The following is a 22,281-nucleotide window of genomic DNA, read 5'->3' as shown; positions in this document are numbered from 1 at the left end:
AGAGTGGCCTGTACACGCCGACGTGGTCAGGCCCGGGCGTAGACCTCGGGCTTGAGGACCCCGACGTACGGCAGTTCGCGGTAGCGCTCGCCGAAGTCGAGGCCGTACCCGACGACGAACTCGGTCGGGATGTCGAAGCCGACGTACTTCACCGGCACCGAGACCTTGACCGCGTCGGGCTTGCGGAAGAGGGCGACCACCTCGACGCTGGCCGCCGACCGGGACTCCAGGTATTTCAGCAGCCACGACAGGGTGAGGCCGGAGTCGACGATGTCCTCGACGACCACGACGTGCCGGCCGGCGATGTCGCGGTCGAGGTCCTTGAGGATGCGTACGACCCCGGACGAGGTGGTGCCCTGGCCGTAGGAGGAGACGGCCATGAACTCCATCTCGGTGGAGGGACCGTGGCGGCCGAGCGCCCGGGCGAAGTCGGCCATGAACATGACCGCGCCCTTGAGCACGCAGACGAGCAGCAGACCGTCCTCGACCGAGGCGTAGTCGACGGAGACCTGCTTGGCCAGTTCCGCCGTCTTCTCGCGGATCTGGGCTTCCGAGATGATCACGTGGTCGATGTCGGCGTCGTACCAGGAGCCGTCAGACATGACCTAAGCCTGCCGTACGCGGGTTGCGGCCTGTCAGCGGGGCAGGCGCTTTTCGGCTGGCTGCCCCACGTACGGCGGGCGGCGGATCACGCACCGTCACGGGTCAGGCGCTGGCCTGCCAGCGCCGGCCCTCGTCGGTGGGTTTCCAGTCGGCGGAATCGCGAGTGTCACTGGTCACACCGATGACCGAGGCGAGCGCGAGCAGCCCGACAAAAGCGAGAAGAACGAAGAATTCCATGGCGGCGTCAGCCTTTCGAGTCGGCTTGGAGAGCTTCGCCGCCGGTGCGCACCGGACGTCACGTAGAAGTCTCCGCCGCCGTCGACGGCCCGCCCAGTGGCAGAGATGCCATTGAACCTCGATTTCCTGCCACCTTCGGCGTAGGCTCGGCGGCATGCTCCGTACCGTCGCCGTGCTCGCCCTCGATCCGGTCGCCGCCTTCGAACTGGGCGTGCTCTGCGAGGTCTTCGGCACCGACCGCACCGCCGACGGGTTCCCCGGCTACCGGTTCGACGTGTGCACCGTCGACGGCCGGCCGGTCCGCAGCCGCTCCGGATTCAGCATCGTGCCGGACGCCGACCTGACCCCGGTCGAGGACGCCGACCTCGTGGCCGTACCGGCGCACGCCGAGGGAAGCCCCATCCCGCCGGCGGCCCTCGACGCGCTCCGTCGGGCCGCGGACCGTGGGGCGTACGTCCTCAGCGTCTGCTCCGGCGCCTTCGTGCTCGGCGAGGCCGGGCTGCTCGACGGGCGGGAGTGCACCACCCACTGGCGCTACGCCGACCTGCTCGCCGACCGCTACCCGCTGGCCCGGGTCCGCTGCAACTCCCTCTACGTCCAGGACGGCAACCTGCTGACCAGCGCCGGCACGGCTGCCGGGATCGACGCCTGCCTGCACCTGGTCCGGCAGGAACACGGCTCGGCGCTGGCCACCAAGCTCGCCCGGCGGATGGTCGTACCGCCGCACCGCGACGGGGGGCAGGCGCAGTTCATCGAGGCGCCGATCCCGCGTACGCCGGACGCGCCCACCCTCGAACCGGTGCTCGGCTGGCTGATGGGCAACCTCGACAAGACCACCACCGTCGAGGAGTTGGCCGGACGCGCCCACATGGCACCCCGCACGTTCGCCCGCCGGTTCCGGGCCGAGACCGGCACCACGCCGCACGACTGGCTGACCAACCAGCGGGTGCTGCTCGCCCGGCGCCTGCTGGAGGAGACCGCGCTGAGCGTCGAGGCGATCGCGGTCCGGGCCGGTTTCGGTGACGCGGCAGCGATGCGGCACCACTTCGGGCGCCGGGTCGGCGCCACCCCGCACGCCTACCGGGCCACCTTCCGCGAGCGGGTCTGAGCGACCCGGAACGCGAGCGGTCCAAGCCGCCCGGAACACGAGCGGGTCCGAGCCGGCCGCGGGATCAGTACCCCACGGCCAGCCCGTCGGCGCGCGGTTCGGAACCGGCGACGTACCCGCCGTCCGGCAGCCGCCAGATCGCCTGGCCGTAGCCGAAGGTCGACGGCTCGGGCTCGACGGTGATCTCGTGGCCCCGGCCGCGCAGGTCGGCGACCACGTCGCCGTCGAGTCCGGGCTCGACGAGCAGCGACCGGCCGGCGTGCCAGTACCAGCGCGGCGCGTCCAGGGCGGCCTGCGGGTCGAGCCCGCCGTCCAGCGTCGACGAGATGACCTGTACGTGTCCCTGTGGCTGCATGTGGCCGCCCATCACCCCGAACGGCCCCACCGGCTCGCCGCCGCGGGTCAGGAAGCCGGGAATGATCGTGTGGTACGGCCGCTTGCCGGGCGCGACGACGTTGGGATGGTCCGGGTCGAGGCTGAACCCGGCACCCCGGTTCTGCAGACCGAAGCCCAGGCCGGGCACCACGACGTACGACCCGAAGCCGAGGTAGTTGGACTGGATGAGGCTCACCATCAGCCCGTCCCGGTCGGCGGCGCACAGGTAGACGGTGCCACCCCGGGCCGGGTCGCCGGGTCCCGGCGTGCCGGCCCGCTCGCCGACCAGCGCCCGCCGTGCGGCGACGTACGCGGGGTCGAGCAGTCCGGCCGTCGGGACGGGGACCCGCTCCGGGTCGGCGACGTACGCGTGGGCGTCGGCGAAGCCGAGCTTCGTCGCCTCGATCTGCCAGTGCAGCCGCTCGGCGGCCGGCATCCCGGCCAGGTCGACCCCGTCCAGGATGGCCAGCGCCATCAGCGCCGCCACCCCCTGCCCGTTCGGCGGCAGCTCCCACACCTCGTGCCCGCGGTAGGCCACCGACACCGGGTCGACCCAGGTGGACCGGTGCCCGGCCAGGTCGTCGGCGGTCACCAGGCCACCGGTCGCGGCGGCGTACCGGGCCAGCGCGGTCGCGATCTCGCCCCGGTAGAAGTCGGCGGCACCGCTGGCCGCGATCCGGCGCAGTGTCCCGGCCGCCGCCGGGTTGCGCCACCGCTCGCCGGCCCGGGGTGCCCGCCCGCCGACCGTGAAGACCCGGCCCCACTCGGCGAACTCCGGCCCGGCCAGCTCCGCGTGGGTACGCACCGACCGGGCCCAGCCGGCGGCGACCCCGGGCGACACCGGGAAGCCGTGTTCGGCGTACCGGACGGCGTCGTCGAAGAGGTCGGCGAACGGCAGCGAGCCGAACCGGTCGTGCAGGTCCCGCCAGCCGGCCGGGGCCCCGGGTACGGTCACCGGCAGCCAGCCCCGGGCCGGCAGCCCGGGGGCGGCGGACTGGGCACCACCGTGCCCCGCGCTCGGCTCGGCCCCACGGCCGCCGGTCGCGGCGAGCACCGCCGCGCGGGTCAGCGCCGCCGGCGACCGGCCCGAGGCGTTGAGGCCGTGCAGCCGCCGTCCGTCCCACACGATGGCGAACAGGTCGCCGCCGATGTCGTTGGAGCCGGGCTGCACCACGGTCAGCGCGATCGCGGTGGCCAGTGCGGCGTCGACGGCGTTGCCGCCGCGGCGCAGGACCGCCGTACCGGCCGCCGCGGCCAGCGGCTGGCTGGTGGCGACGATGCCGTGCGGGGCGTACACGGGTTGTCTGGGGTGCGGCATCCGGCCAGTCTCACCCGGCGCCGAGGTGCCCGCCATGGCGGGCCACCCGGATGCCGCCGGGCAGGAAGGTCGGCCCCTGTCCGTGCCAGGCGGTGACGAGGGCGTCGAGCGCCTCGACGTGCCGGTGGGACAGGGCGGCCGGGGCAGCGCCCAGCTCGCGGGCCCAGGCGTGCAGGACCCGGCCGCGCAGCGCGGCCGGCAGCGCGGCGAGCACGGCGACCCGCAGCCCGCCGGACGGGTCGCGGGCCGCCGTCAGGTGGTCGGCGGCGAGCGCGTCGAGCGCGGCGGTGTCGGCCGCGACCAGCGCCGCGGTGCGGGCCAGGTTGCCCACCACGCCGGGGCCGAGCGCCTCGACCAGCGCCGGCAGCAGGTCGGACCGGACCCGGGCCCGGGCGTACGACGGATCGGTGTTGTGCGGGTCGTCCCACGGAGCCAGGTCGAGCGCGGCGCACGCGGCGCGGGTCTGCGCCCGGGTGACGTCGAGCAGCGGCCGGCACAGCGCGATGCCGTCGAGGACGCGGACCGCCGGCATGCCGGCCAGCCCGCGCGGTCCGGCCCCGCGGGCAAGGGCGAGCAGCACGGTCTCGGCCTGGTCGTCGCGGGTGTGCCCGAGCAGTACGGTGCCGGCCCGGTGCCGGTGGGCGGCGGATACGAGTGCCTCGTAGCGGGCGTCCCGGGCGGCCGCCTCGGGCCCGCCGGGGCGGCCGGCGACCTCGACCGTGGCGACCTCGACCGGCGCGAACCCGGCCCGATCGGCCCAGTCCGCTACGGCCCGGGCCCGCCGCGCCGAACCGGCCTGCAGGCCGTGGTCGACGGTCACCAGCCCCACGTCGACGCCCTGTCGCGGGCCGACGAACACCGCCGCCGCGGCCAGGGCCAGCGAGTCGGCCCCACCGGAGCAGGCGACCAGCACCCGGGCCCGCCGGGTGCCGGGCACCGGGTCGGTCGCGGCCGGCGGGTCCGGAATCGGGGCGGACCCGACCTGGTCGAGTGCCCGTCGGACCGCGAGCCGGACCGCGGCGACCGGCGCGGCGAGGACGGCCACGGTCGGTTGGCGGCGGGTCAGCCGGCGGCGGAGACCGGCCCGACCGGGCCGTGTACGCGGGCCACCCACGCGCCCGGGTCGCCGAGTTCGTCCAGCCGGGGCAGGGTGAGCGGGGAGCTGAAGATCTTGTTGAAGCCGGCCATCCCGACCCGGTCTACGACGCCGTGCACGAACTTGCGGCCCTCGGCGTACTGACGCATCTTGACGTCGATGCCGAGGAGCTTGCGGATCGCCTTCTCGATCGGATTGCCGGCCTCGCGGCGCCGGTTGAACTTCGCCCGGATCTGGCCGACGCTCGGGATGACCTCGGGGCCGACCCCGTCCATCACGAACTCCGCGTGCCCCTCGAGCAGCGTCATCAGCGCGGTGAGCCGGTCGAGCACGGCCCGCTGCCCCGGCGTCTGCACGATGTCCAGCACGCTGGCCCGGCTGTCCGGGTTGCGTACGGTGTCGGACAGGGTGGCCACGCCGCGCCGGACCCGGTCGAGGAGGTTGTCGCCACCGGCCTGGGAGGCGTCGACGAACGCCTGCACCTCGCCGAAGAAGTGCCCGCGCATCCACGGCACCGCGGTGAACTGGGTGCGGTGGGTCACCTCGTGCAGGCAGACCCAGAGACGGAAGTCGCGGGGGTCGGCCTGGAGCTTGCGCTCCACCTCGACGATGTTCGGCGCGACGAGCAGGAGCTGGCCCGGATCGGCGGAGAAGACCTCATACTGCCCGAGCACCCGGCCGGACAGGTAGGCGAGCACCGTACCGGCCTGTACTCCGGTGAGCCGGGAACCGACCGCGTCGGTCAGCGCGCCGGGCTGCTTGTCGCCGGACAGCCGGTTGACCAGCGGGGTGATCACCTCGCTGAGGCCGGCGATGTTGACCGCCGCCCAGTCGCGCCGGTCGACGATCCGCACCGGCGGGTGGGCCACCAGCGACCGAAGCCCGGTGTACTCCGCCACGTGCCCGGCGGCCTCGTCGGTCAGCCGCCGCAGGTCGGCGACGACCTCGGTGGCCTCCTCGTAGGAGACTCTCGGTCCCGACTTGCCCAGTGCTCCCGCGGTGGCAGCGGCAAGATCCCAGTCCACGAACTGCGCCATGCAACCACCGTACCCGCGCCGGAACACCCCCGGCCCGGCTCGGAGCCGGGCCGGCGGCGCGGGCCGCTGTCAGCGGCAGCCGCAGGAGGCCAGGGCGCCGGCGATCCGGTCGAGGGCCGGTTGCGCCACGCTGGAGTCGGTGGGCACCTGGTCGGCCAGGATCGCGAACGCCAGCAGCCGGCCCTCGGCGGTCGTGACCACGCCGGAGATCGCGTTCACCCCGGAGAGGGTGCCGGTCTTGGCGCGTACGACGCCGGCTCCGGCGGCGCCGCCGGCGGCCGGGCTGCGGAACCGGTGGCTCAGGGTTCCGGACCAGCCGGCGACGGGCAGGCCGCCGAAGATGCCGACCAGTTCCGGGCGGGTGCCACCGGCGGCGAGCATGATCAGGTCGGTGAGGAGGGACGGGGTGAGGCGGTTGGTCCGCGACAGGCCGCTGCCGTCGGCGAGTCCGCTCTCCGCCTCGGGCAGCCCGAGTTCGACGAGTACGGCGTCGACCGCGGCCGCACCTCCGGCGAACGAGGCGGGCTGCTGGCGGGCGAGCGCCACCTGCCGGGCCAACGCCTCGGCGATCAGGTTCTCGCTGTCGCTGAGCATGAACTCGACCAGGCGGTACATCGGCGGTGACTGGACCTGACCGAGTTCGGTGCCGGGCGCGGTCATGGCGCCCTCGGGACCGGGTCCGGTGGCGGTCGCCGTCGGCGCGGTGCTGACCACCGAACCGCCGCTGGCGTCGGCCGACGGTGTGCCGGGGCCGGTCGGCGCGGTGCCCCGGGTGACGCCCTGGACGGCGGCGGCCGGCATCCCGAGCGCCTTGGCGAAGGCCTGCCCGGCGGCGATGTCCGGGTTGTTCAGCCGCCGGGTGCAGCCGGTGGCGTTCTTCGGGTTGGCGCGGGCGGCGTCGGTCATCAACGCCATGATCGGGCCGCCGCAGCCGCCGGTCGGGATGTCGGAATCCCAGCCCGGCTCGTAGATCGGGCCGGAGTAGAGCGAGGAGTCGACGGTGACCCGGGTCGGGACGGCCCCGCCGAGCGCCGCCTTGACCTGCCCGGCCAACTGGTCGAGGCGGGCCGCGCCCGGGTAGCTGCCGGTGGCGTTCATGGCCAGGGTGGGGTCGCCGCCGCCGATCAGCACGACCTCGCCGGGCTGGGCGCCGGCCACGGCCCGGGTCGGGATCCGGTAGCCCGGGCCACGCGCGGCGAGCACGGTCAGGCCGGTGACCAGTTTGGTGGTCGATGCCGGAACGGTCAGCGCGTCGGGTCCGCGCTCGTAGAGCACCTCGCCGGTGGCGATGTCGAGCACCGAGATGTTGACCCGGCCGCCCAGTTGCTGCGGGTTGACCAGCGGGTCTATGGCGGCCTGCACGCCGGCCCTGGTCGGCATCGGCGCGTTCGCGGTCACCCCGTCGAGCACCGGCGACGGCAAGGGATCCGGTGGGTCGGCGGTCGGCGTCCCGCCGTCGGCGCCGCCGAGCCAGCCGGCGACCGGTCCGGGCCGTACGACGGCCAGTCCGGCCGCCGCTGCGACCAGGACCAGCACCGAGGCGAGCACGGCGACCAGCGGACCCCGCCGCCGGCGACGGGCGGGGACGGGCGGCTCGGCGGGCGGTGGCCCGGCGGCCGGACGCGGCGCGGGTGGTGGCTGCTGCCCGGCGGCCGGCTCCGGCTGGCCGGGGCGACCCGGCGGTCGCTGGCCGGCACCCGGCGGGCCGGGTACCTGGTCGAGCGGGATCGCCCAGTTGTCGGGTGCGCCGCCGGCCGGGCGGGCCGGGGCGGGGCGATGTGTGGGCGGCACCGGTGGGGTGGCCGGCGGCCGGGCCTGCGGTGGCGTCGCCTGGTCGAGTGGGATCGACCAGGTCGGCATGTTGACCCGGCCGGTCGGACGCGGCTGCTCCGGCCGGTCGGGCGGTGGCGGGGTCACCTGATCGAGTGGGATCGACCAGGTACGGGGTTCCGGGCGCGGACCATGATCGGCGGGTGGCGACCCGGGCGGGGAGTGCGGCGCGGCGCCGGACACCCCGTCCATCGGGATCGACCAGCCCTGCGTCGGGTGGACCGGCACGCTGGCCCGGCCGGTCGGCGGGGGCACCCCGGCCCGCCCGCGCGACGTACCGGCGCCGTGCGGAGCCGGTGGCGGTCCGCCGGGGTATCGTCCGGGAGCCGGGTGGGCCGCAGGTCGGGGGCGTCCACCGGTGGTCTGCCCGTCGAAACCCTCGTTGGGGTTCGGCGGCCCGTCCACCGGGCCAGAGTGTGAATCTTGCCTCCCCACCGGCCCCTCCTCCAGATCCGTAACTTGACTACGCGACACTACTTGCGTCCGAACACCTGACGGTGCCCGGACCGAGACGGATGGGGCAACATCCGTCCGGTTGGCGCCGCCTGGTCCGTTAGCCAGCGTGGGCAACGAGGGAGCGTGAAGATGGATTTCGACGTGACGGTTGAGATCCCGAAGGGTCACCGCAACAAATACGAAGTTGACCACGCGACCGGCCGGATCCGGCTGGACCGCACACTCTTCACCTCGACGCAGTACCCCGCCGACTACGGGTTCATCGAGGGAACCCTGGGCGAGGACGGCGACCCGCTGGACGCCCTTGTGCTGGTGCCCGAGCCGACGTTCCCAGGGTGCCTCATCCGGTGCCGCACCATCGGCATGTTCCGGATGACGGACGAAAAAGGCGGCGACGACAAGGTCCTGTGCGTGCCGTTCGAGGACCCGCGACAGGAGCACCTGCGCGACATCCACCACCTCGGCGAGTTCGACCGGCTGGAGATCCAGCACTTCTTCGAGGTCTACAAGGACCTGGAGCCCGGCAAGTCGGTGGAGGGCGCGACCTGGGTCGGCCGCATCGAGGCCGAGGCGGAGATCCGGGCGTCGTACCGCCGGCACGAGGAAGCCGTGGCCAAGGGCGAAGAGATCCACTGAGCTTTCGCGCTGGTCGAACGCGTGGTCCGGCCGGGCCACGCGTTCGTTTCTCGCCGGCCTGTTTCCCGCCGGGCGGGTTCTGTCCGGATCCCGTCAGCCGCTCAGCCGAGCAGGTCCCGGGCCCGTGTGTAGAGGCCGAGCACCGCGCAGGCGACCGGCACCAGCGACAGCACCGTAGCCGTGTCGAGCAGGTCGGCCGCCCGGCCCAGGTAGGGCGACGGCGGGCGCCGGGCGTACGTGGCCCCGGCGACCACCGTCAGCAGCGCCAGTGGCAGCCCGCCGACGAGTACCGCGAACCCGACGGCCGGATCCGCGTCGGCCGCCAGCGCCGCCCCGAGCACCCCGAACCCGGCCAGCCCGGCGGTGACCAGGGCGGTCCGCTGCGCCCGGGTCGCGAAGAGCCGCGACCGCAGCAGCAGCGCCGCCGCGGCGACCGCCACCAGCGACCGCCCGGCCCAGCCGGCGGTGACCAGCACCGTCGCGGCCGCGACGGTGAGCAGCGCGTGCCCGACGAGCATTCCGGCGAGCAGTTCCTCGGTACGGGCGACGGCCGAGTGGACCAGCCGCCGGTCGGGCCGTTCGCGGGCAGCGTCCGTCCGGTCGGGCCCGGTGCCCGCCCGGTCGGGGGCGGCGTCCGTGGCCGGGAAGCCGTCGGCGCCGTCGGCGCTGTCGGTGCCGGACGGCAGCGTGACCGGTGGCATCGGCAGCTGGCCCAGCCGGATGGCCAGTAGCGGCAGCACCCCGATGCCGCACACCAGCAGCACGGTGAGGATCGCCGCCGCGCCGGCGGCGGGCAGGAAGAGGCCGGCGGTGGCGGTGGCCGTGCCCAGCGCCCCGACGAGTACGCCGGCGGCGAAGACCCGCTCGACGGCGGCCACCCCGGCCAGGCCCAGCACCGCGACCACCAGGAGCGCGACGGACGCGGCGAGCAGCTCCGGGCCGCCGAGCCAGCGCAGCGGCCCGGGAAGGCCGACCGGATCCCCGGAGGCGACCAGCAGCGCGCCGCCGATGAAGCCGTACGGCATCGCGAACCCGCCCAGCGCCGCGCCGCCGACGGCGTCGCCGTACGCGCGTGACGCGACCGTGCCGGCGAGCGTGAGCAGTACGGCGGCGGCGAGCCCGGCGTACGCCCCGACCGGCCAGCCGGGGCCGGCCAGGACGAGGGTGAGCAGCCCGACCGCGAGCGGCACGCCGGCACCGGCGACGGTCGCCGTCCGGGTCGCCCGGGCCGACCAGCCGCCGCCACGCCGGGCCGCGTCGGCGATGACCTCCACGACGTCGTCGTATTCGAGTTCGGGCCACTGGGCGCGGGCGGGTACGAGGTGCAGCACCTCGCCGTCGCGTACCCCCTGGGGTTGCAGGCCCTGACCGGCGGTGAGCGGCGCACCGTCGGTGCGGCGCAGCACCCAACCGCCGTGCCGCTCCCCGTCGTCGGCGAGTCCCTCGCCGGCGTGGCGCAGCAGTTCGGGCAGGAGTTCGGCGAGCGGCAGCCGATCGGGGACGGCGACGTCGACCCGGCGTCGGGGGGTGCTCACGGTGACTCGGGCCAGCCCGGTGCTCATCGGCGGTCCTCCAGACGTCGGGCGTACGGAGTGCGGCGCGGCGGAGCGTGGCGCCGGGGATGCGCGGGCGGCGCCTGGCCCGGCCCGCGGGGTCAGCGCGGACGACGGCACTTTACCTACCATGGGCCGGTCCTGGTGTCCGTGTGACGGGGGGATCATGTCCACCTTGGATCGGTCGGGTGTGGACGGTGCCGGGAGCCGGGCCGACGGCCCGCGACCGGGATGAGCACCGTCGCGTTCCGCCGGCCGGCGCGGCGTCCGGCGCCGGAGATCCCGGCCGGCGAACTGCCCGTGGAGCCGCCGCCGGAGATCCCGCCGGCGACCGGCGGCCGGTGGCAGCAGTTGCTGATGGTGCTGCCGATGCTCGGCGGGGCGGTCGCCATGGCGATGATGTTCGGCCGGGGCGGCGGGGCCTACTCCTACCTGGTCGGTGCCATGTTCGGGGTGTCGTCGCTGGCCATGCTCGCCACCACGTGGGGCAGTGCGACGGGCTCGCCGAAGAAGTCGGAGATGATGACCGCCCGGCGCGAATACCTGCGCCACCTGGCGAGCCTGCGCCGCCGGGTCCGCTCGACCGCCGCCCGGCAGCGGGCCGGCCTGCTCTACCGGCACCCCGACCCGGCCCGGCTGTGGTCCACCATCGACAGTCACCGGTTGTGGGAGCGGCGGCCCACCGACCCGGACTTCGGCGTGGTCCGGATCGGGGTCGGGCCGCAGACGCTGGCCACCCCGCTCGTCCCGCCGGTCACCCGGCCGCTTCCGGACCTGGAGCCGATGACGGCGGGCGCGCTGCGCCGTTTCCTCGACGCGTACTCGGTGGTCCCCGACCTGCCGGTGGCTCTTTCGCTGCGCGGTTTCGCCCGGATCCACCTGCGCGGCCGGCCCCGGCCGGGTGGCGAGGCGCCGGCCGGCACCGAGGCTCGGGCGCTGGCCCGGGCGATGCTGGTCCAGCTCGCCGTCTTCCACGCCCCCGACGACCTGATCGTCGCGGTCTGTGCCGGGCCGGAACGGCGTGCGGCGTGGGAGTGGGTGAAGTGGCTGCCGCACGCGCTGCACCCGACCCGGACCGACGCGCTCGGCCCGGTCCGCCTGGTCACGAGTGCGGCGACGGAGTTGGAGGGGCTGCTCGACGAGGTGCTCGCCAGCCGGCCGCGGTTCGGTCCGCACGGTCCGGCGGGCGGCGGGCCGCACGTGGTCGTCGTACTCGACGGCGGCGACCTGACCGGTGCGGCGCACCTGGCCGGCGACGGCGTCCACGCGGTCACCGTCCTCGACCTGGACGGCCCGCCGCCCCGCCTGCTCGACCGCAGCACCCTGGTGCTCCAGGTCCGGGCCGGCCGGCTCGACACCGACTCGATGGACGGCCCGGCGACGGTCGGCACCGCCGACCGGCTGGATCCGGTCGAGGCCGAGGCCGTCGCCCGCCGGCTCGCGCCGCTGCGCCTGGTCGCCTCGGCGGGAGGCACCCAGGCGGCGCTCGCCGCCGACCCCGGATTCACCGACCTGGTCGGCATCGGCGACCCGCACCACTTCGCCGTACGGCAGGGCTGGGCACCCCGGGCCGACCGGGACCGGTTGCGGGTGCCGATCGGGATCGGTGCCGACGGTTCGCCGGTCGAACTCGACCTGAAGGAGTCCGCGCAGGACGGCATGGGGCCGCACGGGCTGCTCATCGGCGCGACCGGTTCCGGCAAGTCGGAGGTGTTGCGGACGCTGGTGCTGGCCCTGGCCACCACCCACTCGTCCGAACTGCTCAACTTCGTCCTGGTCGACTTCAAGGGCGGCGCGACATTCGCCTCGCTCGATCGGCTGCCGCACACCGCGGCGGTGATCACCAACCTCGCCGACGAGCTGCCGCTGGTCGACCGGATGGTCGACGCGATCAACGGCGAGCTGATCCGGCGGCAGGAGCTGCTGCGCCGGGCCGGCAACCACGCCAGCCTGCGCGACTACGAGAAGGCCCGGGCCGCCGGCGCCGCGCTCGCCCCGCTGCCGTCGCTGCTGATCGTCTGCGACGAGTTCTCCGAACTGCTGTCCGCCAAGCCCGACTTCATCGACCTGTTCGTCCAGATCGGACGGGTCGGCCGCTCGCTCGGGGTGCACCTGCTGCTCGCCTCGCAACGGCTCGAGGAGGGCCGGCTGCGCGGCCTGGACACCCATCTGTCGTACCGGATCGGGCTGCGGACGTTCTCCGCGCTGGAGTCGCGGGCGGTGCTGGGTGTGCCGGACGCGTACGAGCTGCCGCGCTCCCCCGGCCACGGCTACCTGAAGTCCGGCAACACCGAACCACTGGTGCGGTTCCGGGCAGCGTACGTCTCCGGTGTACACCGTACGCCCGGCCGGCCCGGTCCGGCCGGCGAAGGGTCCACCGGGGTACGGGTTCTCGGCTACTCGACGCATCTCGTGCCCGTCGCCGAACCGGCCGCCGCCCCGCCGCCCGCGGCCGAGGATGCCGGCGGGGCGACGCTGCTGGACATCCTGGTGTCCCGACTGGACGGCCAGGGCCCGCCGGCACACCGGGTCTGGCTGCCGCCGCTCGGGCTGTCGCCGGCCCTGGACGAGCTGCTCGGCCCGGTCGGCGTCGACCCGGAGCGCGGGCTGACGGTCGCCAACCCCGACCTGCACGGCGCGCTCCAGGTGCCGGTCGCCCTGATCGACAAGCCGTACGAGCAGCGCCGTGACGTGCTGTGGCTGGCCCTGGACGGGGCGGGCGGCCACGTGGCGGTCGTCGGTGGCCCGCGCAGCGGCCGGTCGACGCTGCTGCGGACCCTGGTCAGCGGGCTGGCCCTCACCCACACCCCGGCGCAGGTGCAGGTCTACTGCCTCGACTTCGGCGGCGGCACGCTGGCCGCGCTGCGCGACCTGCCGCACGTCGGCGGGGTGGCGGGCCGGCTGGACCCCACCGCGGTACGCCGGACGGTCGGTGACGTGGTGGGCCTGCTCGCGCAACGGGAACGGTTGCTGGCCGAGTTGGGCGTCGACATGGCCGGCTACCGCCGCGTGCGGGCCACGGGCGGTTCGACCGACCCGTACGGCGACGTGTTCCTGGTGGTCGACGGGTGGCTGACCATCCGCAACGAGTTCGAGGACCTGGACGAGGCGCTGACCGACATCGCCACCCGCGGCCTGTCGTACGGGGTGCACCTGGTCGCCGCCGCCGGCCGGTGGATCGACCTCCGGCCGTCCATCCGGGACCTCTTCGGTTCCCGGGTCGAGCTGCGGCTCGGCGAGCCCACCGACTCGTTCGTGTCCCGCCGGGCGGCCGCGAACGTGCCGAAGGAGTCGCCGGGGCGCGGGATCACCACGGACGGCCTGCACCTGCTGGCCGCCCGGCCGGAGCTGGCCGGGTCCGGCGGTGACCCCGGTGCGCTGCCCCGGGCGGTGGCCGGCGCGTGGCCGGGCGAGCCGGCTCCCCGGGTCCGGCTGCTTCCGCCGCGACTGCCGTACGCCGAACTGGACCTGGACCGCACCGAAGGGTTGCGGCTGCCGATCGGGATCGCCGAGACGGACCTGCGGCCGGTGTCGCTCGACTTCGCCGGTGAGCCGCACCTGCTGGTCTTCGGCGACGCCGAGAGCGGCAAGTCGTCGTTCCTGCGCGCCCTGGCCACGACCATCACCAGCCGGTTCACCCCCGAGCAGGCCCGGGTGATCCTGGTCGACTACCGGCGCAGCCTGCTCGGCGCCATCCGTACCGAGCACCAGATCGGGTACGGGACGGCGGCGGCGGTCACCGCCGAACTCATCGGCTCGGCGGCGGGCTACATGCGGCGCCGGATGCTCCGCCCGGACGTGACCGAAGAGGAGTTGCGCGACCGGTCATGGTGGACCGGACCGGAACTGTTCGTCCTGGTGGACGACTACGACCTGGTGGCGACCGGGCCGAGCAACCCGCTGGCCGCGCTGGAGGAATACCTGCCGCAGGCCCGTGACATCGGCCTGCACCTGGTGCTGGCCCGGCGGACCGGAGGGGCGGCGCGGGCCGCGTACGAGCCGCTCATGCAGCGGTTGCGCGAGTTGTCGTCACCCGGACTCCTGCTGTCCGGGCAGCCGGACGAGGGCTCCTTGATCGGAAATGTCCGGGCCACGCCGATGCCACCCGGCCGGGGGCGCCTGGTCACCCGCCGGGAAGGGGTACGTCTGATCCAGCTCGCCTATCTGGCAACCGACTGATTCCTTGGCCACACACGTCCCGTACCGGCCACGGACCGGGTAGCCTCCGTGCATCGATCCGCTGCCGGGGTGGTCGCACCCCGGGTGTGAAAGCCAGGGTGTGACCGGGTTGAGGCGCTGCCACCACAATGCCGTACGGCGCACCGCCGGGGCGGCGCTGCTCGGCCTCCTGAGCCTGCTCGCCGTACCGGTGGCAGCGCCACCGGCCGGGGTGGGGGCGGGGCAGCCGGTCGCGCTGCCGGTCCGCATCGATCCGGTGCGCGAGCAGCAGTGGCAGCTCGACGCGCTGCGCGCCGACGAGGTGTGGCGGCTGTCGACCGGTGAGGGCGTCACGGTGGCGGTCGTCGACTCCGGAGTGGACGGGTCCCATCCGGACCTGGTGGGTCAGGTGTTGCCCGGCATCGACCTGGTCGCGCGGGACGGTGACGCCGACGCCGCCCCGGTCGCGGGCGCGGGGCAGCACGACCCGGTCGGGCACGGCACCACGGTGGCGGCCCTGATCGCCGGCCGTAACGACGACAACGACGGCGTCGCCGGCCTGGCCCCACGGGCCAGGATCCTGCCGGTACGCGTGCTCGACGAGGAGAACCGCTACGACGACGCGCTCATCGTGGCCCGGGGCGTACGGTGGGCCGTCGACAACGGCGCCCAGGTGATCAACCTGTCGCTGGGCGGTGGCAGTGCCAGCCCGGCCCTCGAAGCCGCGATCGACTACGCGTTCACCCACAACGTCGTGGTGGTGGCGTGCACCGGCAACGTCGCGCCGTCCACGGCCGGCGAGGTCTGGTATCCGGCCCGGGAGCCCGGGGTGATCGCGGTGACGGGCCTGGACCGGGCCACCGACCGGCTCTGGTCCGGCGCGATCACCGGCCCGGAGACGGTGCTCAGCGCGCCGGCGACCGGCCTGCTCGGCGCCCGGCCCGGCGGTTTCTGGCAGGTGCAGGGCACGAGTTTCGCGGCTCCGCTGGTCGCCGCGACAGCGGCGCTGGTCCGTGCCAAGTGGCCGGCGATGTCGGCGGGCGACATCGTGCACCGGCTGACCAGCACGGCCCGTGACCTCGGCGCGCCGGGCCGCGACGACCGGTTCGGGTTCGGTCTGGTCGACCCGCTCGCCGCACTCACCGAGACGGTGCCGGAGGTCGGCCGCAACCAGCTGGACAACAACGAGCGGCCGGGAACCGCCCGCTTCGGCCCGGCGCCCGGCTACGAGACCGGGCCGCCGACCGGCAGCGGCTACGGCGGGCCGGGCCGGTTCGGCGGGGGGCGGGCCACCGGACCCGGTGGCGGATGGGCGGCCACCCCGACCGGCGACACCGACGAACTCGACCGGACGGGAGTCGTCGGCGGCGCGGCCGCGGTGGTGGCGCTGCTGGGCGTCGCGACCCTGCTGGCCTGGCGCCTCGGGTGGCTCCCGGACCGGCGGTCACGACGCCGGGTTGCTCCGGTTTCCGGTGGCCCGGTGTCCGGGCCGCCGCTCTGACCGTCGCCGCCGGTCGATTTCGGTCAGGAGCAGGCTCCGGTGTCGACCGAGCGGGAGCGTTCGACGCCGGCCGCCGCGACCGGCCCGGACTCGGCCGCCGTGACGGCGAATCCGGTGTTGGGGTCGTCGGCGACCGCGGCGAAGATGACGCCCAGCACCTGGCCGTCCGGCCCGATCAGCGGACCGCCGGAGTTGCCGCTGCGGACCAGCGCCCGGATGGTGTAGATCTCGCGGGTCACGTTGCCGGAGTCGTAGATGTCCGGACCGGTGATGTCGCCGACGTCGCGCACCCGGGCCGACTGGGCGTCGTACGGGCCGCCGCGCGGAAAGCCGAGCACGATCGCGTCCGCCTCGACCTGGGCCGGCCGGTCCGCGAACGGCATCACCGGGGCGGACAGGCCCGGTACGTAGATCACCGCCAGGTCGCGTTCCGGGTCGTAGACCACGACCCGGCCGTTGTAGCGGCGGTCGTTCAGCTCGACCGAGACGCTACGGGTGCCGGCGACGACGTGCGCGTTGGTCATCACCCGCTCCTCGGCGTAGACGAAGCCGGAGCCTTCGATCCGCCGGGAGCAGCTGGGGGCGCTGCCGAGCACCTTCACCACCGACCGCTGTGCGTTCGCGACCACCTGCGAACCGGCAAGTGCCGGGTCGGGCGGCGACACCTCGCGGGCCCGGGTCGGTGCCAGCCCGCCGAAGACGTCGGGGAAACCGTTGGTGTCGACGGTGTCGCGCAGTGCCTGCGACAGTGCCTGCGCCTGCGCCGGCAGCACCCGGTCGACGGCACCGAGCAGGGCGCTGTGCCGTACCGAACTGGCCAGCCAGGGCAGCGACGACGAGCCGAGCGGCACCGCGACCAGCCAGGCGACGACGAGCACCGCGACCAGTGACACCAGTGCCCCGCCGACGTCGTCGATCCGCCGGCCGGCCCGGCTGGTGATCGCGTGCCGGATGTGGGAGCCGAGCCAGCCGGCCAGGGTCTGGAAGAGGATGGCCAGGCCGAAGATGGCGATGAGTGCGACCACGACCCGGATGGCGGCGTCCTCGAACCGCTGGGCGAGCAGTGGGCCGACCTGTAGTCCGACCAGTGCGCCGCCGAGGAACCCGGTGAACGACATCACGCCGATGACGAATCCCTGCCGGTAGCCGCTGATCGCGAACAACAACATGAGCAGTATCAGGACAACATCAACGGCGGACACCTGTCCAGCGTACGGGTGTGTGGCGACCCGGGCCGCGACGTGCGACGGGGCACGCCGGGGCCGGGTGGCTCAGCCGATCGGGCCGGTCAACTCGTCGTCGGGCTCGGCGGTCTTGGGCGGGGCCGGCCGCAGCACCGACCGGGGCAGCTCCGTGACGCGGTGCCGGGGCCAGGGCTGCTCCCAGCCACCCATTTCGAGCAGCGCCGCGAGCACTCCGGCGGTGAAACCCCAGACGAGCATCCCGCGGACCTGGAACGCCGGCCCCTGCCAGCCGCTCGGTACCCGTACGGTGAGCCGGTTGGCGGGGTCGACCAGTTCGGCCACCGGCAGCCGGGCGACGTGGGCGACCTCGGCCGGCTCCCGCGGGTGCACCCGATGGGGCCGGTGCCACCAGGCCAGGACCGGGGTGACCACGAAGTTGCTGACCGGAATCCACAGCCGGGGCAGTTCGGCCAGGACGGTGACGCTGGTCGGGTCGAGCCCGACCTCCTCCTCGGCCTCGCGTAGCGCGGTGCCGACCGGCCCGCCGTCGCCCGGGTCGGCGGCACCGCCGGGGAACGCCGGCTGCCCGGCGTGGTTGCGCATCGACGCCGCCCGCTGGAGCAGCAGGACGTCCGGCCCGTGGTCCGGCTCCTCGCCGAGCAGCACGAGCACCGCGCTGGGGCGGCCGGTCGCCGGGGTCGGCAACCGGGTGAAGTCCTCGGTGCGGGCGGTCCGCACCCGGTCGAGCAGCGGGACGGTCCAGCCCGGCGGTGTCCTGGTCACGGGCCTACCACCACACCGAGGTGCTCTTCGACGAGGGCGGTGAGGGTGGCGTCGTCGAGCGCGCCGGAGATGTCGAGGTGTCGCACGGTGCCCGTGTCGTCGAGGAAGAGCGTCATCGGCACGAAGTTGCGGGCCAGGCCGCGCAGCAGTTCCTCGTCCGGGTCGAACAGGTTGGGAAAGGTCAGGCCGTACGTCTCGGCGATGGAGACGGCGGCTGCCCGCCGGTCGCGTACGTCGACGCCGACGACGTGAAGTTGTCCGGCCGAACGGTCGGCGAGGCGCTGGAAGGCCGGCAGTTCCTTGCGGCACGGCCCGCACCAGGACGCCCACACGTTGATCACCGCGGGCCCCTGGATTCCGGTCATCGCGACCGGCTCGCCGCCGGTGAAGCAGGGCAGCTCGATCTCCGGAAGCTGTGGCACGTCGGCCGCCGGGACGTCCGGCGTGCGGGGTGAGTCGTCGGGGCCGGGCCGCCCGGTCGCCCCGGGGCCGGCGGCGGCCGGTGGTGCGGCGAGCCCGGCGCAGGCCGCGAACGGGGCGGGCGCCGGATCCGGGGAGACGTCGGGGTCGCCGGCTGTGCAGCCGGCCACGAGTAGGGCGACCGGTGCCAGCAGCCCGGCCAGCCATCGGCGACCCGGCGTCGCGCGTGCCGGCCGCTTCACGGTGCGTCGGCGGCCGCCGCCTGCGCCGGCACCAGGTCGGGGTCGACCCCGGCCGCGGCCGCGAGGTCACGGGCGCGGGGCCCCTTGAGGAGCTTGGCGGCGGTCGGGTCGGTGGGGCCGGTGCCGTACGCCGGGCAGAGGCTGGCGAGCGTGCAGGCGCCACAGGCCGGCTTGCGGGCGTGGCAGACCCGGCGGCCGTGGAAGATCACCCGATGCGACAGCATGGTCCAGTCGCGCTTCTCGATCAGGGCGCCGACCGCGTGTTCGATCTTGACCGGGTCGGTCTCGTCGGTCCATTCCCAGCGCCGGACCAGCCGCTGGAAGTGGGTGTCGACGGTGATGCCGGGGACGTCGAAGGCGTTGCCGAGGATGACGTTGGCGGTCTTGCGGCCGATGCCGGGCAGGGTGACCAGGTCGGTGAGGCGGCCCGGCACCTCGCCGTCGTACCGCTCGACGAGCGCCTGCCCCAGGTTGATCAGCGACGTCGTCTTGTTGCGGAAGAAACCGGTCGGCTTGATCAGCTGTTCCAGCTCGGCGCGGTCCGCCGCGGCGTAGTCGGCGGCCGTCGGGTAGCGGGCGAACAGCTTCGGGGTGACCTCGTTGACCCGCTTGTCGGTGCACTGCGCGGAAAGGATCGTGGCCACCGCGAGCTGGAGCGCGTCGCCGTGGTCGAGTTCGCAGTGTGCGTCGGGGTGTGTCTCGGTGAGGGCCCGTGCCATCCGCCGGGCCCGCCGCTTACGGGCCAGTTCGGTCTCGACTTTCCGGGTGCGGCGGGTCGGTTCGGCCTTCCGGGCGGCTTCGGCGCCACGGACCGGCCGGGCATTGGTCAGGCTCACGCTGGCCAGCGTACGTCGCCCGTCTGACGCCCGAGGTCAGCCACCGGCCGGCGGGGTGATCCGGCCTTCGCCGTCGAGGGTCGGCGCGGTGGTCGGGAAGTCGGACTCGCACAGGCCGCGCACCAGGTCGAGGCCACGCTTCCGGTCGTCCATGGTCGGCAATCCGGACCCGTTCATGATGGTCGAGATCAACTGCCCGTCGGACCAGGTGCCGTCGGCGGTCATCGACACCTTGAGCACCGCGCCGTAGCCGAGCCGCCCGCTGCCGTTGAGGGTGCCGCCACCCCCGGCGAAGTTGCCGAGGCTGTAGGCGATCAGCCGCCCCTTGTAGAACTCCAGCGCCCGCATCACGTGTGGCCCGTGGCCCACCACGAGGTCGGCGCCGGCGTCGATGACGGCGTGGGAGAACTTGATCGGGTCGCCCCGGTTCTCGCCGAGGAACATCTCCGTGCCCGGCTTGACCCTGGTCCGGTCCGCCCCCTCGGCGCCCATGTGCACCTGCACCACGACCAGGTCGGCCTGGCCGGCCGCCTCCTCGACGATCTCGGTGGCCTTCTCGATGTTGACCAGGTTGTTGGTCCACGAGTACGGCGTGAAGCCGAGGACCGCGACCTTCACGCCGTCGACGTCGGCGATCGTGATCTGGCCGGCCCGGCCGGTGTGCTGCATCCCGTGCTCTTCGAGGGCCCGGGTCGTGTTCTCGTAGCCGGCCTGGCCGTAGTCGTAGCCGTGGTTGTTGGCGAGGTTGAGCAGGTCGAAGCCGGCGTCGCGCAGGTGGGCGGCGTACGACGGCGGGGCCCGGAACGCGTGACAGCCGGAGGAGCCCGCACCGCACTTGGTGGTGCCGGTGTCCTCGGTCAGCGGCTCTTCCAGATTGCCCATCACCAGGTCGGCGACGAGCGCCTCCTTGACCGGGTCGAAGAAGCCCTGGCCACCGTTGGGCGGCAGCCGGTTGGGCGCGTTGCCCATGACGATGTCGCCGGTCGCCGACATGCTGATCACTTTGGGGGCGGGTTCGGTGGCGCTGGGCGCGGGTGCGCCGGAGGGGTCACCGCCGGCCGAGGCGGACCCCTGCCAGACCGACGGCGCGGGCGCGCTGCGGGTCGCGGTGAACGCCGCGAATCCACTCAGACCAATGCCGACCAGGACAACCAGGACAGCCCCGAAGGCGACTATCGGGCTCTCCGAGAAGATCTGTCCCAGCCGGCTACGCCGGCGCGGTTCCTGGTGGGCGCTATACATAACGCGCAGACCCTACCCGGCGGACGGGGTGTGCGACGACGGCCGTACGGATGAGGTGGTTCAGCGTTCGTGCCGCACCGACCACGGCACCTCGGTCCGCGAATCAGGCCCGCCGGCGCGTACCGCGTGGTGTGCCGCCCGGGCCAGCGGCGCACCCCAGCGGGACCGGGGACCGCCGTAGGGTTCGGCCGGGCCGTCGGACGGGCAGAGCACGGTCACCGCGTCGGTGGCGGTGCCGGTGGCCTCGACGCCGATCTCCCAGAGCGCCTGCGACTTCGCCTCGGTGACGGTGGCGACCGCGTTCACCAGTGCCGCCTCACTCAACCTGGCCGGCACCCAGGCGACGATGTTGACGGTTCCGACCCGCGCCGGGGCCTCCTCGCCGGCGGCCGCGGCCCAGGTCGGGCTGCCCAGGCCGACGGTCGCCCAGACCCGTACGCCGGTGTCGGTCGCGTCGACGACCCGGGCGACGTCGACGCCGGTGAGCAGCCCGACCCCGGGCCCGCGCAGGCCGAGCTGGTCGGCGAGCCCGGTCAGGTGGACATCGGGGTCGTCCCGCCGGTACGAGATCGGCACGGTCGCGTTGACCACCCACTCCCGTACGCCGATCCCGCCGCCGAGCGGCGCCGAACTGATCGCGAGCCGGGGCCGGGACAGCCGCCAGACGAGCAGCGGTACGTCCAAACCTTCTTCGGATCTCGCGGCGAGGGTGGGCGCGGAGGGCATCGGACGATGCTACGGCGGCCGGACTCGGAGGCAATAGTGCCTGGCCGAGGGGGATGTATCGTAGCGGCGTCCGGGGTCGGGTGGGTTACGCTCCGGACTCAAGATTTCAAGGGGCGCACGTCCGGTTTCCGAGCGGCGTCCGCCTAGACTGACTGCGCGCGACGTGCGCGCAGGCGGAGGTGCGCGATGGACGAGGTACTGGCCCGCAGCGGGATCTTCCAGGGCGTCGACCCGGAAGCGGCCGAGGCGCTCGCCAAGGAGATGGAGACGATCGAGGCCCGTAAGGGCGAGATCGTGTTCAACGAGGGAGAGCCCGGCGACAGTCTGTATATCGTGCTCAGCGGCAAGATCAAGGTGGGTCGGCGGGCGGCCGACGGCCGGCAGAACCTGATCGCCGTGATGGGTCCGTCCGACATGGTCGGCGAACTGTCGCTCTTCGATCCCGGCCCGCGCACCGCGACCGCCACCGCCGTCACCGACACCAGGCTGGTCCGGCTGCGCAAGCAGGCCCTGCGGCCGTGGCTCAACAACCGGCCGGAGATCGCCGAGCAGTTGCTGCGGGTGCTCGCCCGCAGGCTGCGCCGGACGAACGACAACCTCGCCGACCTGATCTTCACCGACGTGCCCGGCCGGGTCGCCAAGAACCTGCTCCAGATGGCCGGCCGGTTCGGCACCCGGGACGGCGGCGTGCTGCGGGTGACCCACGACCTGACCCAGGAGGAGATCGCCCAGCTCGTCGGCGCCTCCCGCGAGACGGTCAACAAGGCCCTGGCCGACTTCGCCTCGCGCGGCTGGCTCCGCCTCGACGGCAAGAGCATCATCATTCTCGACCCGGAGCGCCTGGCCCGTCGCGCCCGCGTCTGAGAACTCCGCGTCGGCGGGGGGCGGGCCCGGGGGGGCCCCCCCCGCGCGGGGCCAGCGGGGGGCCGCGCCCGGGGCC

18 protein-coding genes are annotated in these 22,281 nt (G+C 74.4%); 5 read left to right on the top strand and 13 right to left on the bottom strand.

Features of this window, described 5'->3' with window-relative positions:
• Nucleotides 1–26: 26 nt before the first annotated feature.
• Nucleotides 27–602: a hypoxanthine phosphoribosyltransferase gene (gene hpt, locus AB0I42_RS08130; RefSeq protein WP_212825745.1), complete on the bottom strand. Its 576-nt coding sequence runs from the start codon at nt 600–602 to the stop codon at nt 27–29.
• Nucleotides 603–705: 103 nt separating this feature from the next.
• The gene (locus AB0I42_RS08125; RefSeq protein WP_357535298.1) at nt 706–840 is read right to left on the bottom strand and encodes a hypothetical protein; all 135 of its coding nucleotides are present in this window, start codon (nt 838–840) and stop codon (nt 706–708) included.
• Between the two features lie 154 nt (nt 841–994).
• On the opposite strand from AB0I42_RS08125, the gene AB0I42_RS08120 reads away from it, so the two are divergent.
• Nucleotides 995–1,948: a helix-turn-helix domain-containing protein gene (locus tag AB0I42_RS08120; protein WP_357535296.1), complete on the top strand. Its 954-nt coding sequence runs from the start codon at nt 995–997 to the stop codon at nt 1,946–1,948.
• A gap of 64 nt (nt 1,949–2,012) precedes the next feature.
• Here the strand turns inward: AB0I42_RS08120 and AB0I42_RS08115 are convergent, their stop codons facing one another.
• From AB0I42_RS08115 to dacB, 4 genes are all read right to left on the bottom strand, one after another.
• The gene (locus AB0I42_RS08115; protein ID WP_357535294.1) at nt 2,013–3,641 is read right to left on the bottom strand and encodes a gamma-glutamyltransferase family protein; all 1,629 of its coding nucleotides are present in this window, start codon (nt 3,639–3,641) and stop codon (nt 2,013–2,015) included.
• A gap of 10 nt (nt 3,642–3,651) precedes the next feature.
• Nucleotides 3,652–4,686, bottom strand: coding sequence for a tRNA lysidine(34) synthetase TilS (gene tilS / locus AB0I42_RS08110; protein ID WP_357535292.1), 1,035 nt, complete (start codon nt 4,684–4,686; stop codon nt 3,652–3,654).
• Between the two features lie 17 nt (nt 4,687–4,703).
• Nucleotides 4,704–5,774 (bottom strand): zinc-dependent metalloprotease, encoded by a 1,071-nt coding sequence (locus AB0I42_RS08105; protein ID WP_357535290.1) that lies wholly within the window; start codon nt 5,772–5,774, stop codon nt 4,704–4,706.
• Between the two features lie 69 nt (nt 5,775–5,843).
• Nucleotides 5,844–7,331, bottom strand: a complete 1,488-nt coding sequence (dacB, locus tag AB0I42_RS08100) for a D-alanyl-D-alanine carboxypeptidase/D-alanyl-D-alanine-endopeptidase (RefSeq protein ID WP_357535657.1) — start codon at nt 7,329–7,331, stop codon at nt 5,844–5,846.
• Between the two features lie 858 nt (nt 7,332–8,189).
• Between dacB and AB0I42_RS08095 the strand changes: the two genes are divergently transcribed.
• Complete coding sequence (locus tag AB0I42_RS08095) at nt 8,190–8,696, top strand: inorganic diphosphatase (protein ID WP_357535288.1); 507 nt, start codon at nt 8,190–8,192, stop codon at nt 8,694–8,696.
• Nucleotides 8,697–8,797: 101 nt separating this feature from the next.
• Here AB0I42_RS08095 and eccD read toward each other — a convergent pair whose 3' ends face one another.
• Nucleotides 8,798–10,258: a type VII secretion integral membrane protein EccD gene (eccD, locus tag AB0I42_RS08090; protein ID WP_357535286.1), complete on the bottom strand. Its 1,461-nt coding sequence runs from the start codon at nt 10,256–10,258 to the stop codon at nt 8,798–8,800.
• A 222-nt stretch (nt 10,259–10,480) separates the two neighbouring features.
• Here eccD and eccCa point away from each other — a divergent pair, with 222 nt between their 5' ends.
• Together eccCa and mycP are read left to right on the top strand one after the other, a co-directional pair.
• The gene (eccCa, locus tag AB0I42_RS08085) at nt 10,481–14,428 is read left to right on the top strand and encodes a type VII secretion protein EccCa (RefSeq protein WP_357535284.1); all 3,948 of its coding nucleotides are present in this window, start codon (nt 10,481–10,483) and stop codon (nt 14,426–14,428) included.
• Nucleotides 14,429–14,528: 100 nt separating this feature from the next.
• Nucleotides 14,529–15,908: a type VII secretion-associated serine protease mycosin gene (gene mycP / locus AB0I42_RS08080; protein ID WP_357535282.1), complete on the top strand. Its 1,380-nt coding sequence runs from the start codon at nt 14,529–14,531 to the stop codon at nt 15,906–15,908.
• Between the two features lie 23 nt (nt 15,909–15,931).
• On the opposite strand, the gene AB0I42_RS08075 is transcribed toward mycP, so the two are convergent.
• The 6 genes from AB0I42_RS08075 to AB0I42_RS08050 all read right to left on the bottom strand — a co-directional run bounded on the left by AB0I42_RS08075 (nt 15,932) and on the right by AB0I42_RS08050 (nt 21,341).
• Nucleotides 15,932–17,110: a MarP family serine protease gene (locus AB0I42_RS08075; protein ID WP_357535280.1), complete on the bottom strand. Its 1,179-nt coding sequence runs from the start codon at nt 17,108–17,110 to the stop codon at nt 15,932–15,934.
• 69 nt (nt 17,111–17,179) lie between these two features.
• The gene (locus AB0I42_RS08070; protein ID WP_357535278.1) at nt 17,180–17,875 is read right to left on the bottom strand and encodes a CoA pyrophosphatase; all 696 of its coding nucleotides are present in this window, start codon (nt 17,873–17,875) and stop codon (nt 17,180–17,182) included.
• Nucleotides 17,872–18,537 carry a TlpA disulfide reductase family protein gene (locus tag AB0I42_RS08065; protein ID WP_357535277.1) on the bottom strand — a complete coding sequence of 222 codons (666 nt, stop codon included), beginning with the start codon at nt 18,535–18,537 and terminating at the stop codon, nt 17,872–17,874. Before AB0I42_RS08065 ends, AB0I42_RS08070 begins: the two co-directional genes overlap by 4 nt.
• Nucleotides 18,534–19,283, bottom strand: coding sequence for an endonuclease III (nth, locus tag AB0I42_RS08060; protein ID WP_357535656.1), 750 nt, complete (start codon nt 19,281–19,283; stop codon nt 18,534–18,536). Before nth ends, AB0I42_RS08065 begins: the two co-directional genes overlap by 4 nt.
• Before the next feature lie 126 nt (nt 19,284–19,409).
• A complete protein-coding gene (locus AB0I42_RS08055) occupies nt 19,410–20,615 on the bottom strand; it encodes a CapA family protein (RefSeq protein WP_357535275.1) in 1,206 nt (401 codons plus the stop codon).
• Nucleotides 20,616–20,675: 60 nt separating this feature from the next.
• A complete protein-coding gene (locus AB0I42_RS08050; protein ID WP_357535273.1) occupies nt 20,676–21,341 on the bottom strand; it encodes an adenosylcobinamide amidohydrolase in 666 nt (221 codons plus the stop codon).
• Nucleotides 21,342–21,527: 186 nt separating this feature from the next.
• On the opposite strand from AB0I42_RS08050, the gene AB0I42_RS08045 reads away from it, so the two are divergent.
• The gene (locus AB0I42_RS08045) at nt 21,528–22,205 is read left to right on the top strand and encodes a Crp/Fnr family transcriptional regulator (protein WP_212825719.1); all 678 of its coding nucleotides are present in this window, start codon (nt 21,528–21,530) and stop codon (nt 22,203–22,205) included.
• Nucleotides 22,206–22,281: the final 76 nt, after the last annotated feature.

It is taken from the genome of Polymorphospora sp. NPDC050346, from assembly GCF_040655695.1.
GTDB classification, from domain to species: Bacteria; Actinomycetota; Actinomycetes; order Mycobacteriales; family Micromonosporaceae; genus Polymorphospora; species Polymorphospora lycopeni.
Note: the sequence above shows the minus strand (reverse complement) of the source record. Positions and strands in the feature narration are given on the sequence as shown.

Bases quoted from the DNA above. Each gene is read 5' to 3' on its own strand.
- AB0I42_RS08055 (WP_357535275.1), bottom strand. From the start codon at position 20,615: ATGTATAGCGCCCACCAGGAACCGCGCCGGCGTAGCCGGCTGGGACAG.
- AB0I42_RS08105 (WP_357535290.1), bottom strand. From the start codon at position 5,774: ATGGCGCAGTTCGTGGACTGGGATCTTGCCGCTGCCACCGCGGGAGCA.
- AB0I42_RS08045 (WP_212825719.1), top strand. From the start codon at position 21,528: ATGGACGAGGTACTGGCCCGCAGCGGGATCTTCCAGGGCGTCGACCCG.
- hpt (WP_212825745.1), bottom strand. From the start codon at position 602: ATGTCTGACGGCTCCTGGTACGACGCCGACATCGACCACGTGATCATC.
- AB0I42_RS08115 (WP_357535294.1), bottom strand. From the start codon at position 3,641: ATGCCGCACCCCAGACAACCCGTGTACGCCCCGCACGGCATCGTCGCC.
- AB0I42_RS08120 (WP_357535296.1), top strand. From the start codon at position 995: ATGCTCCGTACCGTCGCCGTGCTCGCCCTCGATCCGGTCGCCGCCTTC.
- eccCa (WP_357535284.1), top strand. From the start codon at position 10,481: ATGAGCACCGTCGCGTTCCGCCGGCCGGCGCGGCGTCCGGCGCCGGAG.
- AB0I42_RS08125 (WP_357535298.1), bottom strand. From the start codon at position 840: ATGGAATTCTTCGTTCTTCTCGCTTTTGTCGGGCTGCTCGCGCTCGCC.
- AB0I42_RS08095 (WP_357535288.1), top strand. From the start codon at position 8,190: ATGGATTTCGACGTGACGGTTGAGATCCCGAAGGGTCACCGCAACAAA.
- eccD (WP_357535286.1), bottom strand. From the start codon at position 10,258: ATGAGCACCGGGCTGGCCCGAGTCACCGTGAGCACCCCCCGACGCCGG.
- AB0I42_RS08050 (WP_357535273.1), bottom strand. From the start codon at position 21,341: ATGCCCTCCGCGCCCACCCTCGCCGCGAGATCCGAAGAAGGTTTGGAC.